Origin of the sequence: Halanaerobium sp. MA284_MarDTE_T2 (genome assembly GCF_003337245.1) — a bacterium.
GTDB lineage: Bacteria > Bacillota > Halanaerobiia > Halanaerobiales > Halanaerobiaceae > QPJE01.
In genome coordinates, this window is the sequence record NZ_QPJE01000005.1 from 88196 (window position 1) to 107537 (window position 19342).

At 33.5% G+C, this 19342-nt stretch carries 22 protein-coding genes, 1 tRNA gene and 1 other annotated feature (1 of these 24 only partly in view); of the genes, 18 read left to right on the forward strand and 5 right to left on the reverse strand.

The window, feature by feature from the left end:
- Positions 1-20 precede the first annotated feature (20 nt).
- The 7 genes from DFR78_RS03975 (at position 21) to DFR78_RS04005 (ending at position 4787) form a co-directional block, all read left to right on the forward strand.
- The gene (locus DFR78_RS03975; protein ID WP_114457549.1) at positions 21-668 is read left to right on the forward strand and encodes a DUF4145 domain-containing protein; all 648 of its coding nucleotides are present in this window, start codon (positions 21-23) and stop codon (positions 666-668) included.
- 218 nt (positions 669-886) lie between these two features.
- A complete protein-coding gene (locus DFR78_RS03980; RefSeq protein WP_114457550.1) occupies positions 887-1456 on the forward strand; it encodes a helix-turn-helix domain-containing protein in 570 nt (189 codons plus the stop codon).
- A gap of 362 nt (positions 1457-1818) precedes the next feature.
- Positions 1819-2721: a hypothetical protein gene (locus DFR78_RS03985; RefSeq protein WP_114457551.1), complete on the forward strand. Its 903-nt coding sequence runs from the start codon at positions 1819-1821 to the stop codon at positions 2719-2721.
- 302 nt (positions 2722-3023) lie between these two features.
- Entirely contained in the window at positions 3024-3569 is a 546-nt protein-coding gene (locus DFR78_RS03990) for a site-specific integrase (protein ID WP_114457552.1), read from the forward strand.
- Between the two features lie 248 nt (positions 3570-3817).
- Positions 3818-4072 (forward strand): UPF0175 family protein, encoded by a 255-nt coding sequence (locus DFR78_RS03995; RefSeq protein WP_076544530.1) that lies wholly within the window; start codon positions 3818-3820, stop codon positions 4070-4072.
- 51 nt (positions 4073-4123) lie between these two features.
- On the forward strand, positions 4124-4330 hold the full coding sequence (locus tag DFR78_RS04000) for a hypothetical protein (protein WP_076544531.1): 207 nt from the start codon (positions 4124-4126) through the stop codon (positions 4328-4330).
- Positions 4331-4484: 154 nt separating this feature from the next.
- Positions 4485-4787 carry a hypothetical protein gene (locus tag DFR78_RS04005; protein WP_114457553.1) on the forward strand — a complete coding sequence of 101 codons (303 nt, stop codon included), beginning with the start codon at positions 4485-4487 and terminating at the stop codon, positions 4785-4787.
- Between the two features lie 188 nt (positions 4788-4975).
- On the opposite strand, the gene DFR78_RS04010 is transcribed toward DFR78_RS04005, so the two are convergent.
- From DFR78_RS04010 to DFR78_RS04015, 3 genes are all read right to left on the reverse strand, one after another.
- On the reverse strand, positions 4976-6400 hold the full coding sequence (locus tag DFR78_RS04010; protein WP_114457554.1) for a hypothetical protein: 1425 nt from the start codon (positions 6398-6400) through the stop codon (positions 4976-4978).
- Positions 6354-6527 carry a hypothetical protein gene (locus DFR78_RS11910; protein ID WP_158531707.1) on the reverse strand — a complete coding sequence of 58 codons (174 nt, stop codon included), beginning with the start codon at positions 6525-6527 and terminating at the stop codon, positions 6354-6356. The genes DFR78_RS04010 and DFR78_RS11910 overlap by 47 nt, the downstream gene beginning before the upstream one ends.
- Before the next feature lie 403 nt (positions 6528-6930).
- Positions 6931-7206, reverse strand: coding sequence for a helix-turn-helix domain-containing protein (locus tag DFR78_RS04015; RefSeq protein ID WP_114457555.1), 276 nt, complete (start codon positions 7204-7206; stop codon positions 6931-6933).
- A gap of 186 nt (positions 7207-7392) precedes the next feature.
- Here DFR78_RS04015 and DFR78_RS04020 point away from each other — a divergent pair, with 186 nt between their 5' ends.
- The gene (locus DFR78_RS04020; protein WP_076544535.1) at positions 7393-8133 is read left to right on the forward strand and encodes a LexA family transcriptional regulator; all 741 of its coding nucleotides are present in this window, start codon (positions 7393-7395) and stop codon (positions 8131-8133) included.
- Positions 8134-8147: 14 nt separating this feature from the next.
- A complete protein-coding gene (locus DFR78_RS04025; protein ID WP_089716845.1) occupies positions 8148-9311 on the forward strand; it encodes a site-specific integrase in 1164 nt (387 codons plus the stop codon).
- A 108-nt stretch (positions 9312-9419) separates the two neighbouring features.
- On the opposite strand, the gene DFR78_RS04030 is transcribed toward DFR78_RS04025, so the two are convergent.
- Positions 9420-9494, reverse strand: a tRNA-Arg gene (locus DFR78_RS04030).
- 42 nt (positions 9495-9536) lie between these two features.
- The gene (locus tag DFR78_RS04035) at positions 9537-10064 is read right to left on the reverse strand and encodes a gamma carbonic anhydrase family protein (RefSeq protein ID WP_114457556.1); all 528 of its coding nucleotides are present in this window, start codon (positions 10062-10064) and stop codon (positions 9537-9539) included.
- A gap of 625 nt (positions 10065-10689) precedes the next feature.
- Here DFR78_RS04035 and DFR78_RS04040 point away from each other — a divergent pair.
- The 9 genes from DFR78_RS04040 to rsfS all read left to right on the forward strand — a co-directional run bounded on the left by DFR78_RS04040 (position 10690) and on the right by rsfS (position 19116).
- Positions 10690-12270 (forward strand): ABC transporter substrate-binding protein, encoded by a 1581-nt coding sequence (locus tag DFR78_RS04040; protein ID WP_114457557.1) that lies wholly within the window; start codon positions 10690-10692, stop codon positions 12268-12270.
- Between the two features lie 104 nt (positions 12271-12374).
- The gene (locus DFR78_RS04045; RefSeq protein WP_114457558.1) at positions 12375-13385 is read left to right on the forward strand and encodes an ABC transporter permease; all 1011 of its coding nucleotides are present in this window, start codon (positions 12375-12377) and stop codon (positions 13383-13385) included.
- 4 nt (positions 13386-13389) lie between these two features.
- A complete protein-coding gene (nikC, locus tag DFR78_RS04050; RefSeq protein WP_114457559.1) occupies positions 13390-14295 on the forward strand; it encodes a nickel transporter permease in 906 nt (301 codons plus the stop codon).
- Positions 14296-14299: 4 nt separating this feature from the next.
- Entirely contained in the window at positions 14300-15286 is a 987-nt protein-coding gene (locus tag DFR78_RS04055) for an ABC transporter ATP-binding protein (RefSeq protein WP_114457560.1), read from the forward strand.
- Positions 15286-16257, forward strand: a complete 972-nt coding sequence (locus tag DFR78_RS04060) for an ABC transporter ATP-binding protein (RefSeq protein ID WP_114457561.1) — start codon at positions 15286-15288, stop codon at positions 16255-16257. The genes DFR78_RS04055 and DFR78_RS04060 overlap by 1 nt, the downstream gene beginning before the upstream one ends.
- 127 nt (positions 16258-16384) lie before the next feature.
- The gene (nadD, locus tag DFR78_RS04065; RefSeq protein ID WP_114457562.1) at positions 16385-16993 is read left to right on the forward strand and encodes a nicotinate-nucleotide adenylyltransferase; all 609 of its coding nucleotides are present in this window, start codon (positions 16385-16387) and stop codon (positions 16991-16993) included.
- Between the two features lie 11 nt (positions 16994-17004).
- Entirely contained in the window at positions 17005-17571 is a 567-nt protein-coding gene (gene yqeK, locus DFR78_RS04070) for a bis(5'-nucleosyl)-tetraphosphatase (symmetrical) YqeK (RefSeq protein WP_233486970.1), read from the forward strand.
- A 14-nt stretch (positions 17572-17585) separates the two neighbouring features.
- Complete coding sequence (locus DFR78_RS04075) at positions 17586-18755, forward strand: LCP family protein (RefSeq protein ID WP_114457564.1); 1170 nt, start codon at positions 17586-17588, stop codon at positions 18753-18755.
- Positions 18748-19116, forward strand: a complete 369-nt coding sequence (gene rsfS, locus DFR78_RS04080) for a ribosome silencing factor (RefSeq protein WP_114457565.1) — start codon at positions 18748-18750, stop codon at positions 19114-19116. The genes DFR78_RS04075 and rsfS overlap by 8 nt, the downstream gene beginning before the upstream one ends.
- A 59-nt stretch (positions 19117-19175) precedes the next feature.
- Positions 19176-19342, forward strand: a binding site (T-box leader); it runs 35 nt beyond the window's last position.

Sequence of the window (19342 nt, forward strand, 5' to 3'; positions counted from 1 at the left end):
TTTTTTTTGGGTTAGGATCAATGGGAGTTAATAAAGCTAAAAGAAAAATACTTGAATGCTATCACTTTGGTAATGAAACTCTTATGAAACAATTTGGGGATCATTCTAAAGTAGTTACTGATAGAGGTTTTAATGAAGATATGGGTCTATTTGTTACTCGTGAAGAAGAATTTAAATGGGAAATGTATTATTGTCCAGTTTGTGAGAAGATAACACTGTTTTATACATATTCTAACTCTTATGCAGATTATCCATCCGAAAATATACTATATCCAAGGTTTGATTATGAGAAGAAAGAGGTTCTAGATAAAATTAATAATTCATTTGTTTCTGCCCTAAAAACTAAACATTTTGACTTATCAATATGTCTTCTTTCGTTAAGAAGAACTTTAGAAATGATATGTAAAGATAAAGGATTTAATGATGGAAGTTTAGCAGCTAAAATTTCTAATATGGTTAAGGAAGGAGTTTTACCTTCATTACTAAATTCTGCTTCTAGTATTGTGAGAGATTTAGGAAATCAAGTTGCACATGCTGATGATTTTGATCATACTCATGAAGAAGTAGATAACTCAATAGAATTTGTGGAACAAATAATAAATTATATATATGTATTGCCAGCTAAAATTAAAAACTTACAATCTGAAAATGATTTTGAGGAACAATAGTTTATTTGAAACTTCACTGAATCTTAATTTATCAAAACAAAAGTGATCTTAATTATGGGATATTTAGCTGTTGCTATTGAAATAAAACATCTAGTATATAATGATTTAGGAAAGATTAGGATAATATTTTGTATTGTTATTTCAGCCATTTGTTTTTTGTTAAGAATTTAATCATATGGAATAACTTAGTTAAAGTAATTGTTAGGGGGGCTATTATTGTGAAAAGTTTCAAAGAAAAGTTTTCTCGTTTTTTTGAACAACCTACTAGAAAAGGATTAAGAGAAATACTTAGAGAAAATTATGGTGAATTAGATAGTCTAGATTTTAAGGGTGATTGGCCTTCTTTATCAAAAATGGGGAAGCACTTATTAGCTTTTGCAAATAGTGGGGGTGGATGTATTATAGTTGGAGTAATGGAAAAAAACAATTCTTTATATAATAAAGGATTAGAAAACATGCTTGATAAATCAACTTTTCATAATGGGGTAGAAAAGTATATTCCTCAGAAGTTAAACTATGAAATAATTAATTTCAACTATGAAGACTCTGATTATTCAGAGATAATAGGCAAAAGCTTTCAGGTATTAGTTATTGAAGACACACCACAATATATTCCGTTTATATCGCAAAATGATGGAGACGGAATTAAAAAGAATAATATATATATACGTAAGGGAACTAAATCATTAAAAGCTTCATATGAAGACCTTCAGAAAATAATTAATAAAAAAATTGAGACAAATTATTCTACTGATTCTGAAATAAAATTAGAAGAACACTTATCCTAACTTAAAGTACTATTTTCTCAAATTGAATCTTCAAAAGTTTATTATAAAGGATTTGGAGATATATTTAATAAAATTGGAGAAACATTTGCAAATAATGTTGAAGTGAAAGAAAATCCTATGTATCCTGAGGAGAGTTTCGATGATTTTATTATAAAAATGATAAAATTAAAGAAAGATAGAATTAAAGAATTATTATTGAGGTGATTTCATTTTGGAAGTTAAGATGATGATTTTGAATTTTTATTAGTATTAAAATTAGCTCTATTTAAGAATATTTTTTCTATGAAATTTGCGATTGATTAGATGATTTATTGAAAGTGAGTTTCTTAATAAGCCCGAATTTCAAAAAAGGAAGTGTAATAATGGATTTATTGGAAGGAATAAAGTGTGACTTAGTAAATGAAAATGTTAATTTAGCTAATACACTGAGAAAAGCTAAAATTCTTGCTTCAAAACTACAGCTACAAGAGTTTAAGGACTGGGTTAAATTTGAACTAGAGGGTTATTCAGATGATGTAGAGTTGCCTAGTTATCGTATTTTTCCTGCACAAAATATTGGAACATTTTCAGGTCCTTTACAATCTGTTGCACGTAATGTAACTCTGCCTACAAGTAATTTACCTGAATTTGTTAAAAGTTTTGCAGAAGAATTAAAAATACATTCTGGAATAGGACAATTAGAAGCAATGTTAAATTCTGACTCTGAAAGCTTTCAAAAAAAATGGAGCCAGGAAGCAATAATTTTATCTAGAGATAGCGTGAAGATGTCAGGGAATATGGTGCTTGTTGATGCATATCAACCTATAACCAAACATATTATAGCAGGGATAATAGATAATATAAAAAATAAATTGTTAGATTTTATAATAGAATTGGAGAATTCTGATATCGATATAAATGATAGAAGCAGAAAAAAAGAAACAAAAAAACAAATAAGAAATTTGTTTAAAGTAAATGTATATGGTGATAATAATTATGTAGCAAGCGGTGAGAATGTTATTCAATCAACAGAACAAGTTAATGAAGGAGATAAAAATTCTTTATTAGATTATCTTCGTTCATTAGAAGTATCTGAAGAAGATGTTGAGAAGTTAAGTAGTGCTCTTGAAAATGAATCTCCATCAAAAAAAGGAGAATTTGGGGATAAGATTAAGGGATGGTTAGGCAATATGGTATCTAAGGCTGCATCTGGAGCTTGGAAAGTATCTCTTGAAGCCGCGCCTCAATTAATAATAGCAGCTCTGAATAAATACTATGGTTGGTAATATTTTTTGTTCGATTTCGTATAATTATGAGTATTGGTCTTAACTGAAAATCAGTTACTCATTATATTTTCTTTTTTATATGTAGTAATGTCTATGATATTATTTAATAAAGAGAATAATCACTCAATTCACCACAATAGTTAATAAGGTGAGTTGACATTTGTGGTCTTTATTGCTGTTATAGCAACCTTAGCGGCGGTGAAGGCCCAATATTTTGCTTATGAACTCACTTCAATAGATGTCTATTCTGTGTTAAATGAGCTTTTATGTATCTTAAACAAATTAGAAAGGGGATTAAACTAATGAAAAAAGTTGAGCCGATCAGAGACAAGGAATTGATTGAGGAGATTAAACGCTTATTGTTGATGGATAATTACAGGAATTATCTACTTTTTGTGCTCGGAATTAATACTGGCCTTAGAATTGGAGACATGCTGCAACTAAAAGTTTCTGATGTAAGGAATAAGACACATATCCAGATCAAAGAACAGAAGACTCAAAAGTCAAAGAAGTTCTTTATTAATGGTGCATTGCGAGATGCTTTAGATCAATACATTAAAAACATGGCTGATCATGAGTACCTCTTTCAGAGTAGGAATGGGGCCAACAAACCGATCACTAGAAGTCAGGCATATAGAGTGCTAAGTTCTGTAGGTAAAGAAGTTGGTCTGGAATCCATTGGCTGCCATTCCACTCGCAAAACCTTCGGTTACCACCATTATCAGCAGTACAAAGATGTAGCAATGCTGCAGAAGCTTTTTAACCATTCTGCTCCGAGCATTACTCTAGATTATATAGGGGTAAATCAAGATTTGATGGATGATTCAATGCGAGAATTTGAACTGTAAGTTAGAAAATAGATAGTGCTCTAAGTTCCTATGTAAAAAGGGCTGAGAAGGCTCGAGAATAGCTGTTTGAAGACCTGTATTTATGCTGGAGATTCTTATGTAGAACGGTTAAGAACAGCTTTAAATAGCCTTTGTGCGCTCCCTGTAGTATATTGGTTGTTAAGTCTTTTTTTCTACCGCAGATATGTGCTATAATAGAGTTAGTAATACGCATCTGAGTATAATAAGTCCAGTAGGAGGATAATGACATGCCTAGAAAAATGGAGATAGAATATCCTGACACTTTGCCTGATTTACTTCAAGAAAGTCCTGAAGAATTTGAACGAGAAGCTAAATTGGCAATGGCGGTCAAACTATTTGAACTTAAACGAATATCTTCGGGTATGGCTGCAGAAATGGTTGGGATGGATCGAGCCGCATTTCTGTTAGAGTTGCACAGATATGGTGTAGAAATGATAAACATGGACCCAGAAGAATTAGCTTCTGATGTTGAGAATGCCTAAAACTCATTAATTCCTTCATTACTGGCAAATCTCTTGAAGGAGGTGATCATAGTGGGGAAGAAGGAAAAGAAATCTGATTGTCATTTCATCTTAAAAAAGAAGAAAAAAGGTGGTGATAAGAAGCAGGTTAGTATTCAATTAACTCAAGAACGAATTGATAAAGTTAATGAACTAAGTGAGAGATCTGGCCACAATAAGTCATACATTCATGGAGAAGCACTTGATTACTATTTTGATAATGTTGAAGTAATAGACTAATTTTTTAAGATACATCATCTCATTTTTATAAATTCGAGCAGTATGTCGATTACGATATTATCTATTTTGATAAAGAAGATAAGATGAATCAGCATTATGACAAGAGTTATCAATTGTTTTAGAGACATAATATAAATATCAGGAGCTGATAAGCATGACAAAGCAATTTGAAGTTGGCGCAAGTTACCAGGCAAAGAATTATAGAGACAGTGGCTATAACTTTCCAAAAGGAGAGTATCACCTTAAAATTATCCAGGAAGGATTTCCTGAAAAGCCAGTTAATGATGAAGAAGAACTAGTCATTGCTGAAGAACAGTGGCTGGAAGGTTTAGAGGGTACTGATCAATACAAGACTGATCTGGAAGGTAATTGGTACTATTTTGAGTTTCCTTTAAATGATGAAGGAGTAGAATACATGTGGATACCTGAATCAGTGGTATTTGATGTATTTGAATAAACGTTAAGTATAGCAAGAAATGGACCTTTTCTTTCTCTGGCCGGCTGAACCACTATTATATAAGTTTTAGACATAGATCTCCTGTGGTTATAGCCCGGCAGTTAAAATCCTGCGGCGCGCATCCAGGTGTTATCTAATAGGGAGTAAGAGTAAAATATTTAGTTGTCAATGTTCAAGCAGGAGAGACACTATGCTGCAATAGTAGCTGGCATATATCCCTGATCTTTGTAGAAAAGTTCATGCTTTGCCTGATAGTATATATCTTTGGTTATGATGTCACTATTAAGTTTCTCTGCTATTTCTAGAATCTTATCCAGTAACTGGCCTGCTCTTTGTTCTATCATTGAGTAGAGATTAGAATCTTCCATAACTCTTCTTTTTATGTTGGAGCTTTTTGAATACTCTCCCTTACCTTCGATTAACCCACTTTCCCAGTCTACCCCAACAGAATTACTAAACACATATTGGTCCACCTGTCGTTGTAATTCAGGAGTAATTACCTCCAGTGGCTGTTTTAGTAAGTCATTACTTCTCAAAAGTATTTTTCTATTTTTAGTTCTAGAATCTTTTCTAGTTTCACTAATTTCTTCGCAGAGATAATTTGACAACTTAGTCGCTTTTGCCTTTAAATTATCTTTTTTACTGATGTGTAGGCCAGGTCTACTAATCGAATTAAGAGAGCTAATATGAGCTATTCCGTGACCCCACTTATCCTGAAGTTTAGATTGCTCCAGGTACTTTAGATTAGACAGCATGTGAAAGTGTGGTCTACCATTTTCCTGGAATTCTAACACTGCTATGTATTTGAAGTCACCTTCATAGGCTTCTGATAAATTCTTCAGATTCTCAATGAATTTACTGAAAGCAGAGTAGGCATTTTCAATATTATACGGAGACTTACCAGACAGAAGAGAGTTGATTCTTGAAGCAAGTTCTCTTTTAATAGCTTGATTACGAGCACTGACACTTTTGAATGTTTTTTCATCCTTTACAAAAGATTCTTCTATTTTGGAAATCATAGATGAAGCCTGCTTGATTAAGATGTTTATAATTTTTTTACGTAGAGTCTTTTCTTCCTCACTGTTATTTAAGTATCTTCTATCTTTCTCCTTTTTATATTTCAGGTTGGTCTTACCTTTAAGAAGCTGCAATTCACTTTCACTCAACTGATCAGCAAGGTAGAGTTCATTTTTATCTTTATCGCTTCTTTTTGAAGAAAATAGGCTGTAGAAGTCTACATCTCCCATAGTTACAGTTGTAAAAGTATTCATGTCTTCAATATTAGCAATGGTCAATTTCCAGGTCTTCTTTTTCAGTTGATTGATATTAGAAGCTATTCTTTCTTCTGGAGATGGAGTATAGGTGCTTTTACTTCTTGATGATGTGTTATCATTTATCCTGGGCTTCCATTTATTTTCCTTTTCTCCGCCCCTGTATATTTCATCTTTATAACTTATTTCATCGAGAATATTACCGTATAGATCTAGCTTTCTCGAGTACCATACTCCTTTAATATCCCTTTCGATAGAGTTTAATGTTGCTACATTTCTGCCTTCCGCCTTATCCTCATTCTTTTTCATGGTAGTTCTGAGATTTTGAGCTGTCACTGTCATTATTATTACCTCCGTTATTGTTGTCCTGTTTCTTTCTGCTCTGGAATATATCTTCTTTAAGCAAACTAAGTATTTGAATGTTACTGAGTTTAGATTTCTTTAACTTTAAGATTTCGTCTACTTTCACTGTTTTAGAAGCCTCCTTAATCCGATCACAGGATTTCGTAAGTACTTAAGTAGTTATTTAAAAGAACTTAACAGTAGGTCTTTTTTTATGGCTGCAGGCAGAGAACCTTGCTTGGGATCCTCCACCTGCTTCCCCCCATTTTAAAAAGTGCTTCTATATATATAATACCGATTAAAAGGCCGTTTTTGACAGTGGAATTCAAATTTTAATAATAAAATTACTCAAGCTCACTAAAAGAGCATATGTTCATTTAGAATGAAAGTTAAAATATTAGTAAATAAAAAAAGACCCAGGCCCGTTAAGACCTGGATCTGTTGGAGGATTTTCAGATTATTACTTCACTATTTTGAGTGTGATAATTTCGGGGGAGAGGAGACTTTTCTTTCTCCCCCTACTATTATAATTAAACGAACACCTGCTCTGACAAGTCTAAATCTTCTTCAGAACCAAAAAACCATGCAAGGAATTCTGGTCTTGAGACTGTCCATTTACCACCAATTTTTCTTGCAGGGATTTCTCCCGATTCCAGCATCATATAAATTTTAGAATCAGATAGGGGTAAAAGCTCTTTTAAGTCGCTCACACCTAAAGAAAAAGGTATCTGCTCAAAGTCAAAGTTGATCTGTTCTTTTACTGCATTCTTAAAATAAATTATCAGATCTGTTTTAGTATCTTTCATCTTAAATCCTCCTAAAATATTAGTGTGTGCAAATATTGAACAACAATCAATTGCTGCTTATTTGCTTTATTACAATAATATTATAGCATGAAGCCTTCTTTTTGTAAAGTATAATCCTAAAATAATTAAAAAAGTGTTTGTAATAATCCCGAAAATGTGTTACAATCTATTTAGAGGTGAGAGAAAGTGAAAAAAGATAAAGTGAAATTAATGAATTTAGTAAGTAGAGCAATTGGTGATAAATCAGTCACGAAGTTTGCTAAAGAAGCAGACATACACAGATCTTATTTATCTAAACTCAAAAACGGGTCGCTTGAGTTTGATCCTAAGCCAGATATTTTAGAAAAAATAGCCGAGAATAATGATAAAGTTCGTTATATTGAATTAATGGTAGCCGCAGGTTATCTGGATGAGAAGTATCTTTTAGTTATGGATAAGGATGACGAGGGGCAATATGAGGAAAAAAAAGACACTCAAGGAGCAAAAGGGTTACTTTCAACTTATCTTGAGCAGGTAGAAAAGAAGAACCCTAGAGAAATGGTTACAAGTTACAATTATAATAATGAAGCTTTTTGGGATGAGAAGCAAGAATGTGTTAAAGAAGACTATTTCACTTTTCCAGAAGGGTATGTTACAGATTCCTCTTATGCTTTAAAGATGACAGATAATAAATTTAAGGATTGGGGAATTGTCAGAGGTGATTACATTCTAATTAGACCCATGAATGATGAGCCTGAGAATGGCTCTACAATATTAGTGATTATCAGAAAAGGTGGTGATTGCAACAGAACAATAAAAAGATACTACATTATTAATAAAGATAAGGTGAGGCTAGAACCAGATTTTGAGAACTATGGTGAAATTGATAAGACAGAAATTGAAGTTAAAGGATTAGTAGTTTTTGTAGGAAGACAATATATAAAATAATAGGAGGAATTAATATGGGAAGCTTTAAAAAGTTAAAGTCAGGAAACTGGCAAGCACAAGTTTATATTGGGAAGGACCCAGAGACAGGAAAGACAATGAGAGAGTATAAGACATTTACCCGTAAGAGAGATGCAAAAAAATGGGCTAGAAAAATGGAATTGCAGGCTGATCAGGGAGTTGTAGTACAGACGGACATGACAGTAAAGGATTTGTTACTGAAGTGGTTTGAGGAGTACGCGGTTGTTCAGACAGAAAAGACTACTCATGATAGATATGAGATCATACTTAAAACTCACCTGATTCCTGCCCTCGGACATATTAAGTTAAAAGAACTGAGTCCGGCTCACATTCGAGTATATTTGCAGAAGAAGCGGAAAGACGGGAGAAAAGACGGTAAAGAAGGCGGGTTATCAGAAGCAACTCTATTAAAGCACTATAAGAAGCTGAAGCAGGCTTTGAGCTTTGCAGTCAGAAACAGATATATTGCAGCTAACCCGGCTGATCCTGTTGAAGCACCAAAAATTGATCGGAGAAGGAATAATACCATTGTTGCTTTAACAAAAGAAGAAATAAGTAAACTGTTAGATGTTGCTAAAGAGGATGATCCGCTATTACATGATTTTATCTATCTTGCAGTCCATACAGGGATGAGAAAAAGTGAGCTTTTAGGCCTGGAATGGGATAATGTTGACTTTGAGAATAAGAAGATTCGGGTGAGACAGGCTCTGGTAGGTGAAAAGGGTAATGGCTCTGTTCTAAGAGAAAGTACTAAAACGGCAAATAGTAACAGGAATATCGATATTACTGACGAAATAGTAGAAGTACTGAAGAAAAGAAAAGAGAAACAAAAGGAGTTCAAAGAATTCCTGGGAGATAATTATCACGATGAGTATAATCTGGTGTTCTGTAAAGAAGATGGTGAAAAATATTATCCAGACAGATATAATGTTAGATATGCTGAATTAAGAGATAAAGCTGGATTAGATAAAGAAAAAACACTCCATACACTTCGCCATACACATGCTTCGATTCTTCTGCAGCTAAATGAACATCCTAAGATTGTTCAGGAGAGATTGGGTCATGCCTCAATCACTCAGACAATGGATACTTATTCTCATTTAATTCCGACTTTACAGGCTGAAGCTGCTGAAAAAGCTTCTAAATTTCTGGATGCTTGATTGAGGTGGATAGAAAGTACTGCGGTGAAATCACGGTGGGAAGCTTAATGAGAATAGATACTGAAAAAGAAAAACTGCTATAATCGCTGTTATAGCAGGAATGATATATGGTGCCCCCGGTAAGAGTCGAACCTACGCTCAAGGCTTCGGAGGCCTTTGCTCTATCCACTGAGCTACGGGGGCACTTCAAATCCTTAATAATTTTAACAGAAATCCAAATCTTTGTCAATTACCGGAATCCACAGCTTCAATATGCATATGTTCTGCTGCAAAACCGGCATATTCTTCTGCATGTCTATATATTTCTTCTATTTCTTCATCACTCAATTTTCTTATGAATTTACCAGGAAGTCCAACTACTAAACTTTTTTCGGGGATTTCTTTATTTTCTGGTATTAAAGCCCCTGCACCTATTATAGAATTTTTGCCTATTTTTGCACCACTTAAAATTGTTGCTCCCATTCCTATTAGACAGTTATCTCCAATTGTACATGCATGAATAACAGCATTATGTCCAACAGTAACATGGCTGCCTATTTCTGCTCCCAGTCCTTCATCAATATGGACAACAGAATTATCCTGAATATTGGTATAGCTTCCAATTTTTATTGGAAACCCATCAGCTCTAACTGTGGTATTATACCATATGCTTGATTTTTCTCCTAATTCTACATCTCCAATAATTTTACTTCCTGGTGCAGTAAATACATCTTTTTCTAATTTTGGACTTTTACCTTTAAATTTGTAAAGCATTAGCTTTCCTCCCTCTTTGTATTAAGTTTATCTCCTCATATAATATATTTAATCATATTGAAATTTATCATCAAGTTAAATTATTTATTAATTTAACTTTTACAACTTATTTTTACAACTTATAAATAAGCAATTATTTTTTGTTTATATTATATTCAACTGCTATATTTATTTTATTCGATTTACAAGTGATAATTCCTTTATTTTCGGGGAGAAAATGATTTGAAAAGTAGAGTGAAGCGTCAATTCTAGAAACAGCTTTAAGAATTTTCGGCTTATATAAATCCTATTTTGACATGTTTTTCAATTTGATATAATATCAAAAATCAACTTTTCGCAGTGCAGCCATATTATTTTTTTGAGAAAATATTATTTCAAGAAAGGAATATTGGTATTATTATTGAAATATAATATAGTAAATAATCTATTATATTTTGAATTTTATGTTTAGCTGTATCAGTTTTATTGTTAAATATGATAGATAAAAGTATTTAAAGGGGAGGGATTAAACTTCAGTTAGTCGTATTTTTTATTTTTTTATTAATAGAGCAGTTTAGCAGGGAAGAGAAGTTTAGAGCAGTAGTGGATTGCATATAAAAGCAAAGAAAATTATGGAGGTATACTAATGAGTAAAATAAAAACGGGATTTTTATTTTTAATGATTTTGACAGTGGTTCTAGGGATTTCCGTCTCTGCAGCTGCAGCAACTCCAGATGATGCCCTGGTAATGGCAGCAAGTACAGAAATATTTATTTCACTTGATCCAGCTGTATGTTACGAAGTTCTTCCATCAAGAGTAGTAGATGCAGTATATGATCAGCTTGTGGGCTGGAAAAATGTAGATGAATCACTTGTAATTGAACCTGAATTAGCAGAAAAATGGGAAATATCAGATGACAGAAAAACATATACTTTTACTTTAAGAGATGCTAATTTTTCTAATGGAGATCCAGTTACTGCTGAAGATGCAGTATGGAGCTATAAAAGATATTTAAAGATGGAAAAACCATCTGTTTGGCTTCTAAATAGTATTGGTATTTCCAAAGATAATATGGATGAAAATATTAAGCTTATTGATAAAAAGAGTTTTTCTCTGACCTTTGACAAGCCATATGCGGAAAATATTATTCTTGGTATATTAACCAATAACTGGGGGAGTATTATAAATAAAGAAGTTGCATTAGAACATGAAGTTGATGGAGATATGGGTGAGGGATGGCTGACCGAAAATAGTGCAGGTGCAGGTCAGTACGTACTTGATGAATGGGAAAGAAATACCAAAGTTCTTTTAAGTGCAAATGAGCATTATTATGGTGATGAACCTAAACTGAAAAGAGTTCTATTCAGAGATGTTCCAGAAGCATCCACACAGAGGCTGCTTTTAGAACGAGGAGATGTAGATGTTGCCTGGGATCTAACTCCACAGCTTTTAAAAGAAATGGAAGGCACAGAAAATGTTGATATAGTTACAGTACCTGCTCATTCCAATGAATATCTTGCTATGAATGCTTCCTGGGGACCACTTAAAGATCGGAAGGTAAGGCAGGCAATCAAATATGCAATCGATTATGATTCAATAATTGAAGATATAAATGCAGGTTATGCAATTAAAGTACAGGGGTTTATACCTAAAGGATATTTTGGATATGTAGATAAAAATCCATTTAAAAGAGATCTTGAAAAAGCCAGAGAACTTCTAGTAGAGGCTGGTTATCCTGATGGATTTAAAGTAGAAATATTAACAAATCAGAGAGAAACCAGAAAAGCAGAAGCGACTTTAGTTCAATCAAACTTAAATGATATCGGTATTGAGGCAGAAGTAACTGTTATGCAGGCATCTCAGATGTATGCAAAATATAGAGAACAGGGCCATCAGTTAATTGTTGCAGGATGGGGAAATGACTATGCTGATGCTGATAATCTGGCTATGGCTTTTACAAATTATGATGCTGGACAGCTTGCATATAGATGTGCCTGGAAAGATGAAAAAGCAATAAAACTGGCTGAAGAAGGAAGATTTGAGCCTGATCCGGAAAAACGCAAAGAAATATACAGAGAATTAACAGATCATTGGTTTGAGAATGGTCCATTTGCGATGTTTTATCAGTCAGTTGAATTCTGGGGAGTTAGATCAGAATTGAAAGATTTTTATGACTCAGCATTTGGTTATTCTATGAAATTTGATTTTGGTGGAATTTCTAAATAATTAATAAGCCTATGGTTTACTAGCAACAAAATTTATAGGATTAAAATTATGAAAAACTTCCCCACTTTTCAACTGGGGAAGTTAATCTATATTGGGGTGACTTTATGAATATTTGGAGTTATATTGTCAAAAGAATATTATTAATGATATTAGTTTTATTTGGTGTTAGCTGTATAGTATTTTTTATATCTCATATTATACCTGCTGATCCGGTTTCTGCTATTCTGGGAGGAAATGCTCCAGAAGAAGCTATAGAAAAAATGGAGGAAAAATTAGGCTATAATGATCCACTTCCAACTCAGTTTTATAATTTTATTACAGGCGCTGTAGTGGGAGATTTTGGAGTATCTCTGAGAACCAACAACCCTGTAATGGAGGATATAAAAAGATATTTTCCTACAACTTTAGAATTAACATTCCTGGCTATGATTTTTGCAATTATAACAGGACTAACTTTGGGAATTTTATCGGCTGTGTTTAGAAATAAGATGATAGATCAAATTTCCAGAATTTTTTCGATTATCGGTGTAAGTATGCCGGTATTCTGGACAGGATTACTTCTGCTTTTATTCTTTTATTATAAATTAGGCATTTTGCCGGGGGCAGGTAGAATTGGTTTTTTTTCTTCTCCACCTGACCACATAACAGGTATGTATCTTGTTGATTCAATATTAACCGGAAACTGGTCAGCATTTAAAGAGACTATCGTACACTTAGTGCTGCCCGCTTTCTGTCTTGGGTTTCTTGCGACAGCTTCAATTGCTAGAACAACCCGTTCTAGTATGCTGGATGTTATGAAACAGGAATATATAATGACTGCAAAGTCTAAAGGGTTAAAAAATAGTGTTGTTATAATAAGGCATGCGCTGAGAAATGCTTTGATTCCAACTGTTACTATAATTGGATTAACTTTTGGCAGTTTATTAGGAGGAGCAGTTTTAACTGAGACTGTGTTTTCACTTCCTGGATTGGGAAGGTATATAACTCAGGGGCTTTTATCTCTGGATTATAATTCTGTTATGGGTGGAACATTATATTTTGCTTTTGTTTATTCACTGGTTAATTTAATTGTAGATATACTTTATGCGGTTTTAGACCCAAGAATGAGGGTGTGATTTTATGGCAGAGATTGATACTATTCCGAAAACCAAAAAAGAATTATGGCTAAAAAGAATGAAACCTTATTTTGAAGACTTGAATCATACAATAGATCTCTGGAAGAGAAATCTATTAGCAGTTATAGGGACAGTTATTATTGCATTATTTATTCTTACTGCGATATTTGCCCCTCTTTTGACTCCATACAGTCCCATAGAGCAAAATATGTCAGTAAAGCTGCAGGCTCCAAGCTGGGAACATCCTTTTGGAACTGATCAGTTTGGAAGAGATATTTATACCCGTGTACTTTATGGTTCAAGAGTGGCTGTTCAGATTATTTTGATTATAACTTTTGTCAGTGGATTTATTGGTATAAGTGTAGGTATAATAGCAGGTTATTATGGTGGTATAGTAGATGATATTTTAATGCGGATTACAGATATGTTTCTTGCTTTTCCCAGGTTGATTCTTGCAATGGCTTTTGCAGCAATGCTTGGACCAAGTCTTGTTAATGTTATTATAGCAATTTCCTGTGTTATGTGGACGATTTATGCCAGATTGGCAAGGGCTGAAGCAATAAAAGTGAAAAAACAGCCATATATTGAAAGTATAAAATCTATTGGTGGAAGTGATTTAAGAATAATTTTTCTGCATATTTTACCAATGAGTATTTCACCAGTTTTAGTACAAATAACATTAAGAATGGGTACTATTATAATCACAGCTGCCAGTCTGGGTTTTCTGGGTTTAGGAGCTCAGCCACCCAGTCCTGAATGGGGAGTAATGGTTAGTGATGGCCGAACCTTCTTAATTGATCAGTGGTGGATCTCTACCTTCCCGGGTATAGCAATTGCAGTAGTGGTACTGGGATTTAATCTTTTAGGTGATGGAATTAGAGATATGCTGGATCCAAGGTTGAGGAGGTAATTGAATGGAAGCTAGAGCTAATCTTTTAGATGTATCAAATCTAAATGTTGTTTTTTATACTTATAGAGGAGTAATTAAAGCTTTAAATGGTGTTGAATTATGGATGAACAAAGGGGAACGTTTGGGAGTTGTGGGAGAAACAGGTTGTGGTAAATCTGTTACTTCCAAGTCAGTTATGAGATTAATTGAAGAGCCAGGTGAAATATTATCTGGTGATATTATATTTGATGGGAGAAATTTGATGGATTTAAGTGAAGCAGAGATGAGAAAAATAAGGGGGAATGAGATGTCAATTATATTTCAGGAACCAGTGTCTGCTTTAAATCCTGTTATGAATGTGGGATTTCAAATAGCAGAAGTTATAGCTAAAAAGAAAAATACCAGAATAAAAAAACAGTATCCAGCTGCTGCAGAAATGTTGGAATTTGTGGGTTTGGATTCTGAACGTGTGATGAAAATGTATCCACATGAATTAAGTGGTGGTATGGCTCAGCGTGTAATGATTGCAATGGGTCTGGCTCCACAGCCAAAATTATTAATTGCAGATGAACCCACGTCATCCCTTGATGTGACAATACAGTCCCAGATTCTCAGCCTGCTTGATGATTTAGTAAGTGAGCTGGGCAATGCAGTAATGTTGATTAGTCATGATATGGGAGTTGTGGCAGAATTCTGTGATAAGGTTCTTGTAATGTATGCAGGTAATTCTGTGGAATATGCTTCAGTAAAAAATCTGTTTAGAAATCCTATTCATCCCTATACCAAGGGATTATTAAAAGCTGTTCCAAGAATAGGTAGAATAGATGAATTAAAAGCTATTAAAGGGACAGTGCCTGATTTAGTAGATCCTCCTTTGGGCTGTCGTTTTCATAAGAGATGTCCCAATGTAATTGATATTTGTAAAGTAGAGCTCCCACCTTTTGAAGAGATTGAACCAGACCATTATGTAGCCTGCTATAATTATAGTTCTGATAAAGGTGGTGACCAATAATGCAGGATTATATTATGGAAATTAAAAATCTAAAAAAATACTTTAAATTAAAAGAAAATATATTTTCAAAAGCAAAATATGTTAGAGCTGTTGATGATGTTACATTTTCTGTACCTAGGGGTTCCACCTATGCTGTTGTGGGAGAATCTGGTTCAGGAAAAACAACTTTGGGCAGAACTATTTTAAGACTAATAGATGCTTCTGCCGGTGAAATAATAATGGATAATAAAAATGTACTTGATCTCAGCAAAAAGGAATTTATGGAGTACCGCCGGAAAATGCAGATGGTATTTCAGGATCCCTATAATTCTCTTCACCCTAAAAAATTAGTTAAAACAATTATTGGAGAGGGAATGAAAATTCATTTTAAAGGTATTAAAGAAACTGAGATCAGAAAAAGGATTGCGGAAGTACTAAATGAAGTTGGTTTAAGAGAAGAGCATATGTTTCGTTATCCACATGAATTTTCTGGTGGACAGAGGCAGAGAATTGCTTTTGCGAGGGCAATTATTCTTAACCCAAATTTTATTGTTTTAGATGAACCGACTTCTGCTCTTGATGTTTCTGTTCAGGCAATGGTTCTAAAAATGCTTAAAGATATAAAAAAACGGGAAGACCTAAGCTATCTATTTATAACACATGACCTGTCTGTTGTAGATTATCTGGCAGATCATGTTGCAGTAATGTATTTAGGGGAGATTGTTGAAAAAGGACCAAAAAGTAAAGTTTTCAACAATCCGGCTCATCCTTATACTGAACTGCTTTTAAATTCAAATCCAATTCCAGATCCATTTACAGATAGAGAAAGAATTGAGGTAAAAGGAGAAGTGCCTAATCCTATTAATCCACCTTCCGGATGCCGATTCCATACAAGATGCAGATATGCAGAAAATATCTGCAGTGAAAAAAAGCCGGAAGAAGAGATTGTAAGTGAAGAGCATACCAACAGATGTCATTTCTCTTTAGTTTAATATTAAAAACCGGGGTAACTCGGTTTTTTTTAATATAAAAATTAAAGCTGTTTTTGCAGATCTTAACTTGCAAGCCTGATAGATATCAATTATAATTAAATATGTATATAATAATTGAGGTGAAAAAATGAACAGTCCAAAAGGCAGAATCGGAATATTTGGAGGTACATTTGATCCGGTTCATCACGGTCATTTAATTATGGCAGAGCAGGTACAGAGCCACTTCAGTCTGGACCGGGTTATTTTTATGCCTGCTGGTAGTCCACCACATAAAATTGAAGGAAAAATTTCTGATAACAAAAGCAGGATTCAGATGCTGAAACTTGCACTTCAGGATAATCCTTTTTTTAGGATTTCCACCTGGGAGATTGAAAAGCAGGATTACTCTTATTCCGTGAAAACACTCAGAGAATTTGTGCCTGTCTTAAAAGCTGAGGAGGTTTTTTTTATTATTGGAGCAGATTCTCTTGCTAATATTTTCAACTGGAAAGAACCGGAGTATCTATTAAAAAATGGTAAATTTATAGCTGTCAATAGACCCGGTTATGATTTAGATAAAATAATGGGAAAAGAACAATTTAGTCCCTTTTTAGACAATATTTATGCATTTTTCGGACCATATATAGATATATCTTCATCTCTGATACGTGATGAATTTAAAAATGGATTTTCAATAAGATATCTTACCCCTGATCCGGTGATAAGATTTATAGAAAAAAATAATTTATATAATTAGGGATGAATCTGATGTTAGAGAGAAAAAAAGGATTTATTAAAAAGATAAAAAATAAAATGGATGCTGAAAGATTTAAACATACAGCTGGTGTTGTAGAGTCAGCAATAAAACTGGCAGAGGATAAAGCTGTTTGTGTTAATAAGGTGGAAAAAGCAGCTTTTCTGCATGATATAGCCAAAAATAAAACTCTGGAAGAAATGCAGAAATTAATTATTGAATCTGAATGGAAGGTTGATAAACTGGAAATGTCTATACCTGCTGTATTACATGCTCCAGCAGGGGCGGTAATTGCAGAGAAAGAATTCGGAGTTAATGATAAAGAAATTCTGAGTGCGATAAGGTACCACACTCTGGGCCATCCAGATATGTGTCTTACAGCTTTGATTATATTTGCAGCTGATTTTATTGAACCACATAGGAATTTTCCCTGTGTAGAAAAAATAAGAGAAATTATTTTTGAAGATTTCACAAGAGGTATTATTGAGATATGCAGCAGCATGGTTCAGCATCAATTAGAGACAGCAAAAATTATACATCCAAATACTGTAATGCTTAGAAACAGATTCTTGCTGTATTGAGAGGAGCATATAATATGGGTGGTAAGTTTAAAAAAAGTAAATATATTTTATTGATTTTGATTTTTTTTCTTTTCGGCATAGCTGGTTCTATTTTTTTTAATAATGACTTCAGTATTTTAAACAGCAGTCCATTTAAAAAAGAAAAGATAAATGTTTTAATAATTGGTTATGATTCTGAAATAAATGGACCTTCCAGAGCTGATACTATTATTCTGGCCAGTTTTAATATAGATACAAAAGAAGCAGGTATTATATTTATTCCACGAGATACAAGAGTTAAGATACCGGGAAAGAACTATGGGAAGATTAATTCTACTCATGCCTATGGTGGTATAAAACTTACCAAAAAAACTGTGGAAAATTTTCTTGATATACCAATAGATTATTATGTTGAAACTGATTTTAAAGGATTTGAAAACATTATTGATTTAATTGGTGGTGTAGAAATAAATATTGAAAGTCATCTATATTATGTTGATAAGGCGGGTGGATTATATATAAATTTAAAGCCCGGCAGACAGAATCTGAGCGGAAGTGAAGCGCTTCAGTATGTAAGATACCGGGATACAGCAATGGGTGATATTGGAAGAGTGGCCAGACAGCAGAAATTTTTGAATGCAGTTATTGAAAAAGGAACTTCTCCGACAATCATTCCTAAATTGCCGGGGATTATTAAAGAGTTAAATGATTCTGTAAAAACAAATATACCCTTACAGGATATCACCCCCTTTTTATCATTGGCCAAAGAGGTAGATTTAAATAAGATAAAAATTGAAATGCTGCCAGGAGAGCCAAAATATATTTCTGGAGTAAGCTACTGGCTGCCTGATAGAGAAGAAGTAGAAATAATGGTTGATAATTTAATTAGAGATAAATCTTATATTAGAAACAGCAGTTATAAACTTTCTATTTTTAATGGTAATGGAGTTCCCGGCATGGCTGGTGATTTAGCCGAAAAACTAGAAAAATATGGTTTCGAAGTAAAAAAAACATCTAATGCAGATAATTTTAATTACAAACAAACAGAGATAATATATTATTCTAAAGAAGACCGTGATACTGCAGAAGGAATAAAGGAATTAATCAATGGAAAAATGCAGTTTAAACCCAAAGAAAAAAGCGGTATAGATATAATTATTGGTTCTGATTATCTGCAGTTAATTGGGGAGGAAAATAATGAGTAAAGAAATTTCTATTAAAGAGACAGCATTACTGGCAGCAGAAGCAGCTGATGATAAAAAAGCTGAAGATATAGAAATATTAAACCTGGAAGGGCTGACAGTTATTGCAGACTATTTTGTAATCTGCAGTGCAAATTCTGACAAGCAGGTTAGGGCTATCTACAGAGCTGTTGACGAAAAGCTTAGTGAGTTAAATATTGAATATAAAAAAGTGGCAGGTCTTGATGATGCCCGCTGGGTATTAATGGATTATGCTGATGTTGTTGTGCATATATTTCAGAAGAGAGAAAGAGAATACTATGATTTGGACAGATTATGGGCTGATGCAGAAAAGATATTGAGGAAAGAAGGGAGGCAGACATAAATTTGACTTTTTAGACTATTATTAATATAATAGCAGGTAATATAGTATAGATAAGTATAGATAAGACTGTGAAGAGAAGTAGTAGAAAAATTCCTGTTTAAAGAGAGTCGATGGCTGGTGTAAATCGATACTTGAATTTTTCGAACTCATCTCTGAGTCCAGCTGATAAATATTGAGTCAGCTGCGCTGTGTGCGTTAAACACAAATGAGTGGGTTTTTTGCCAAG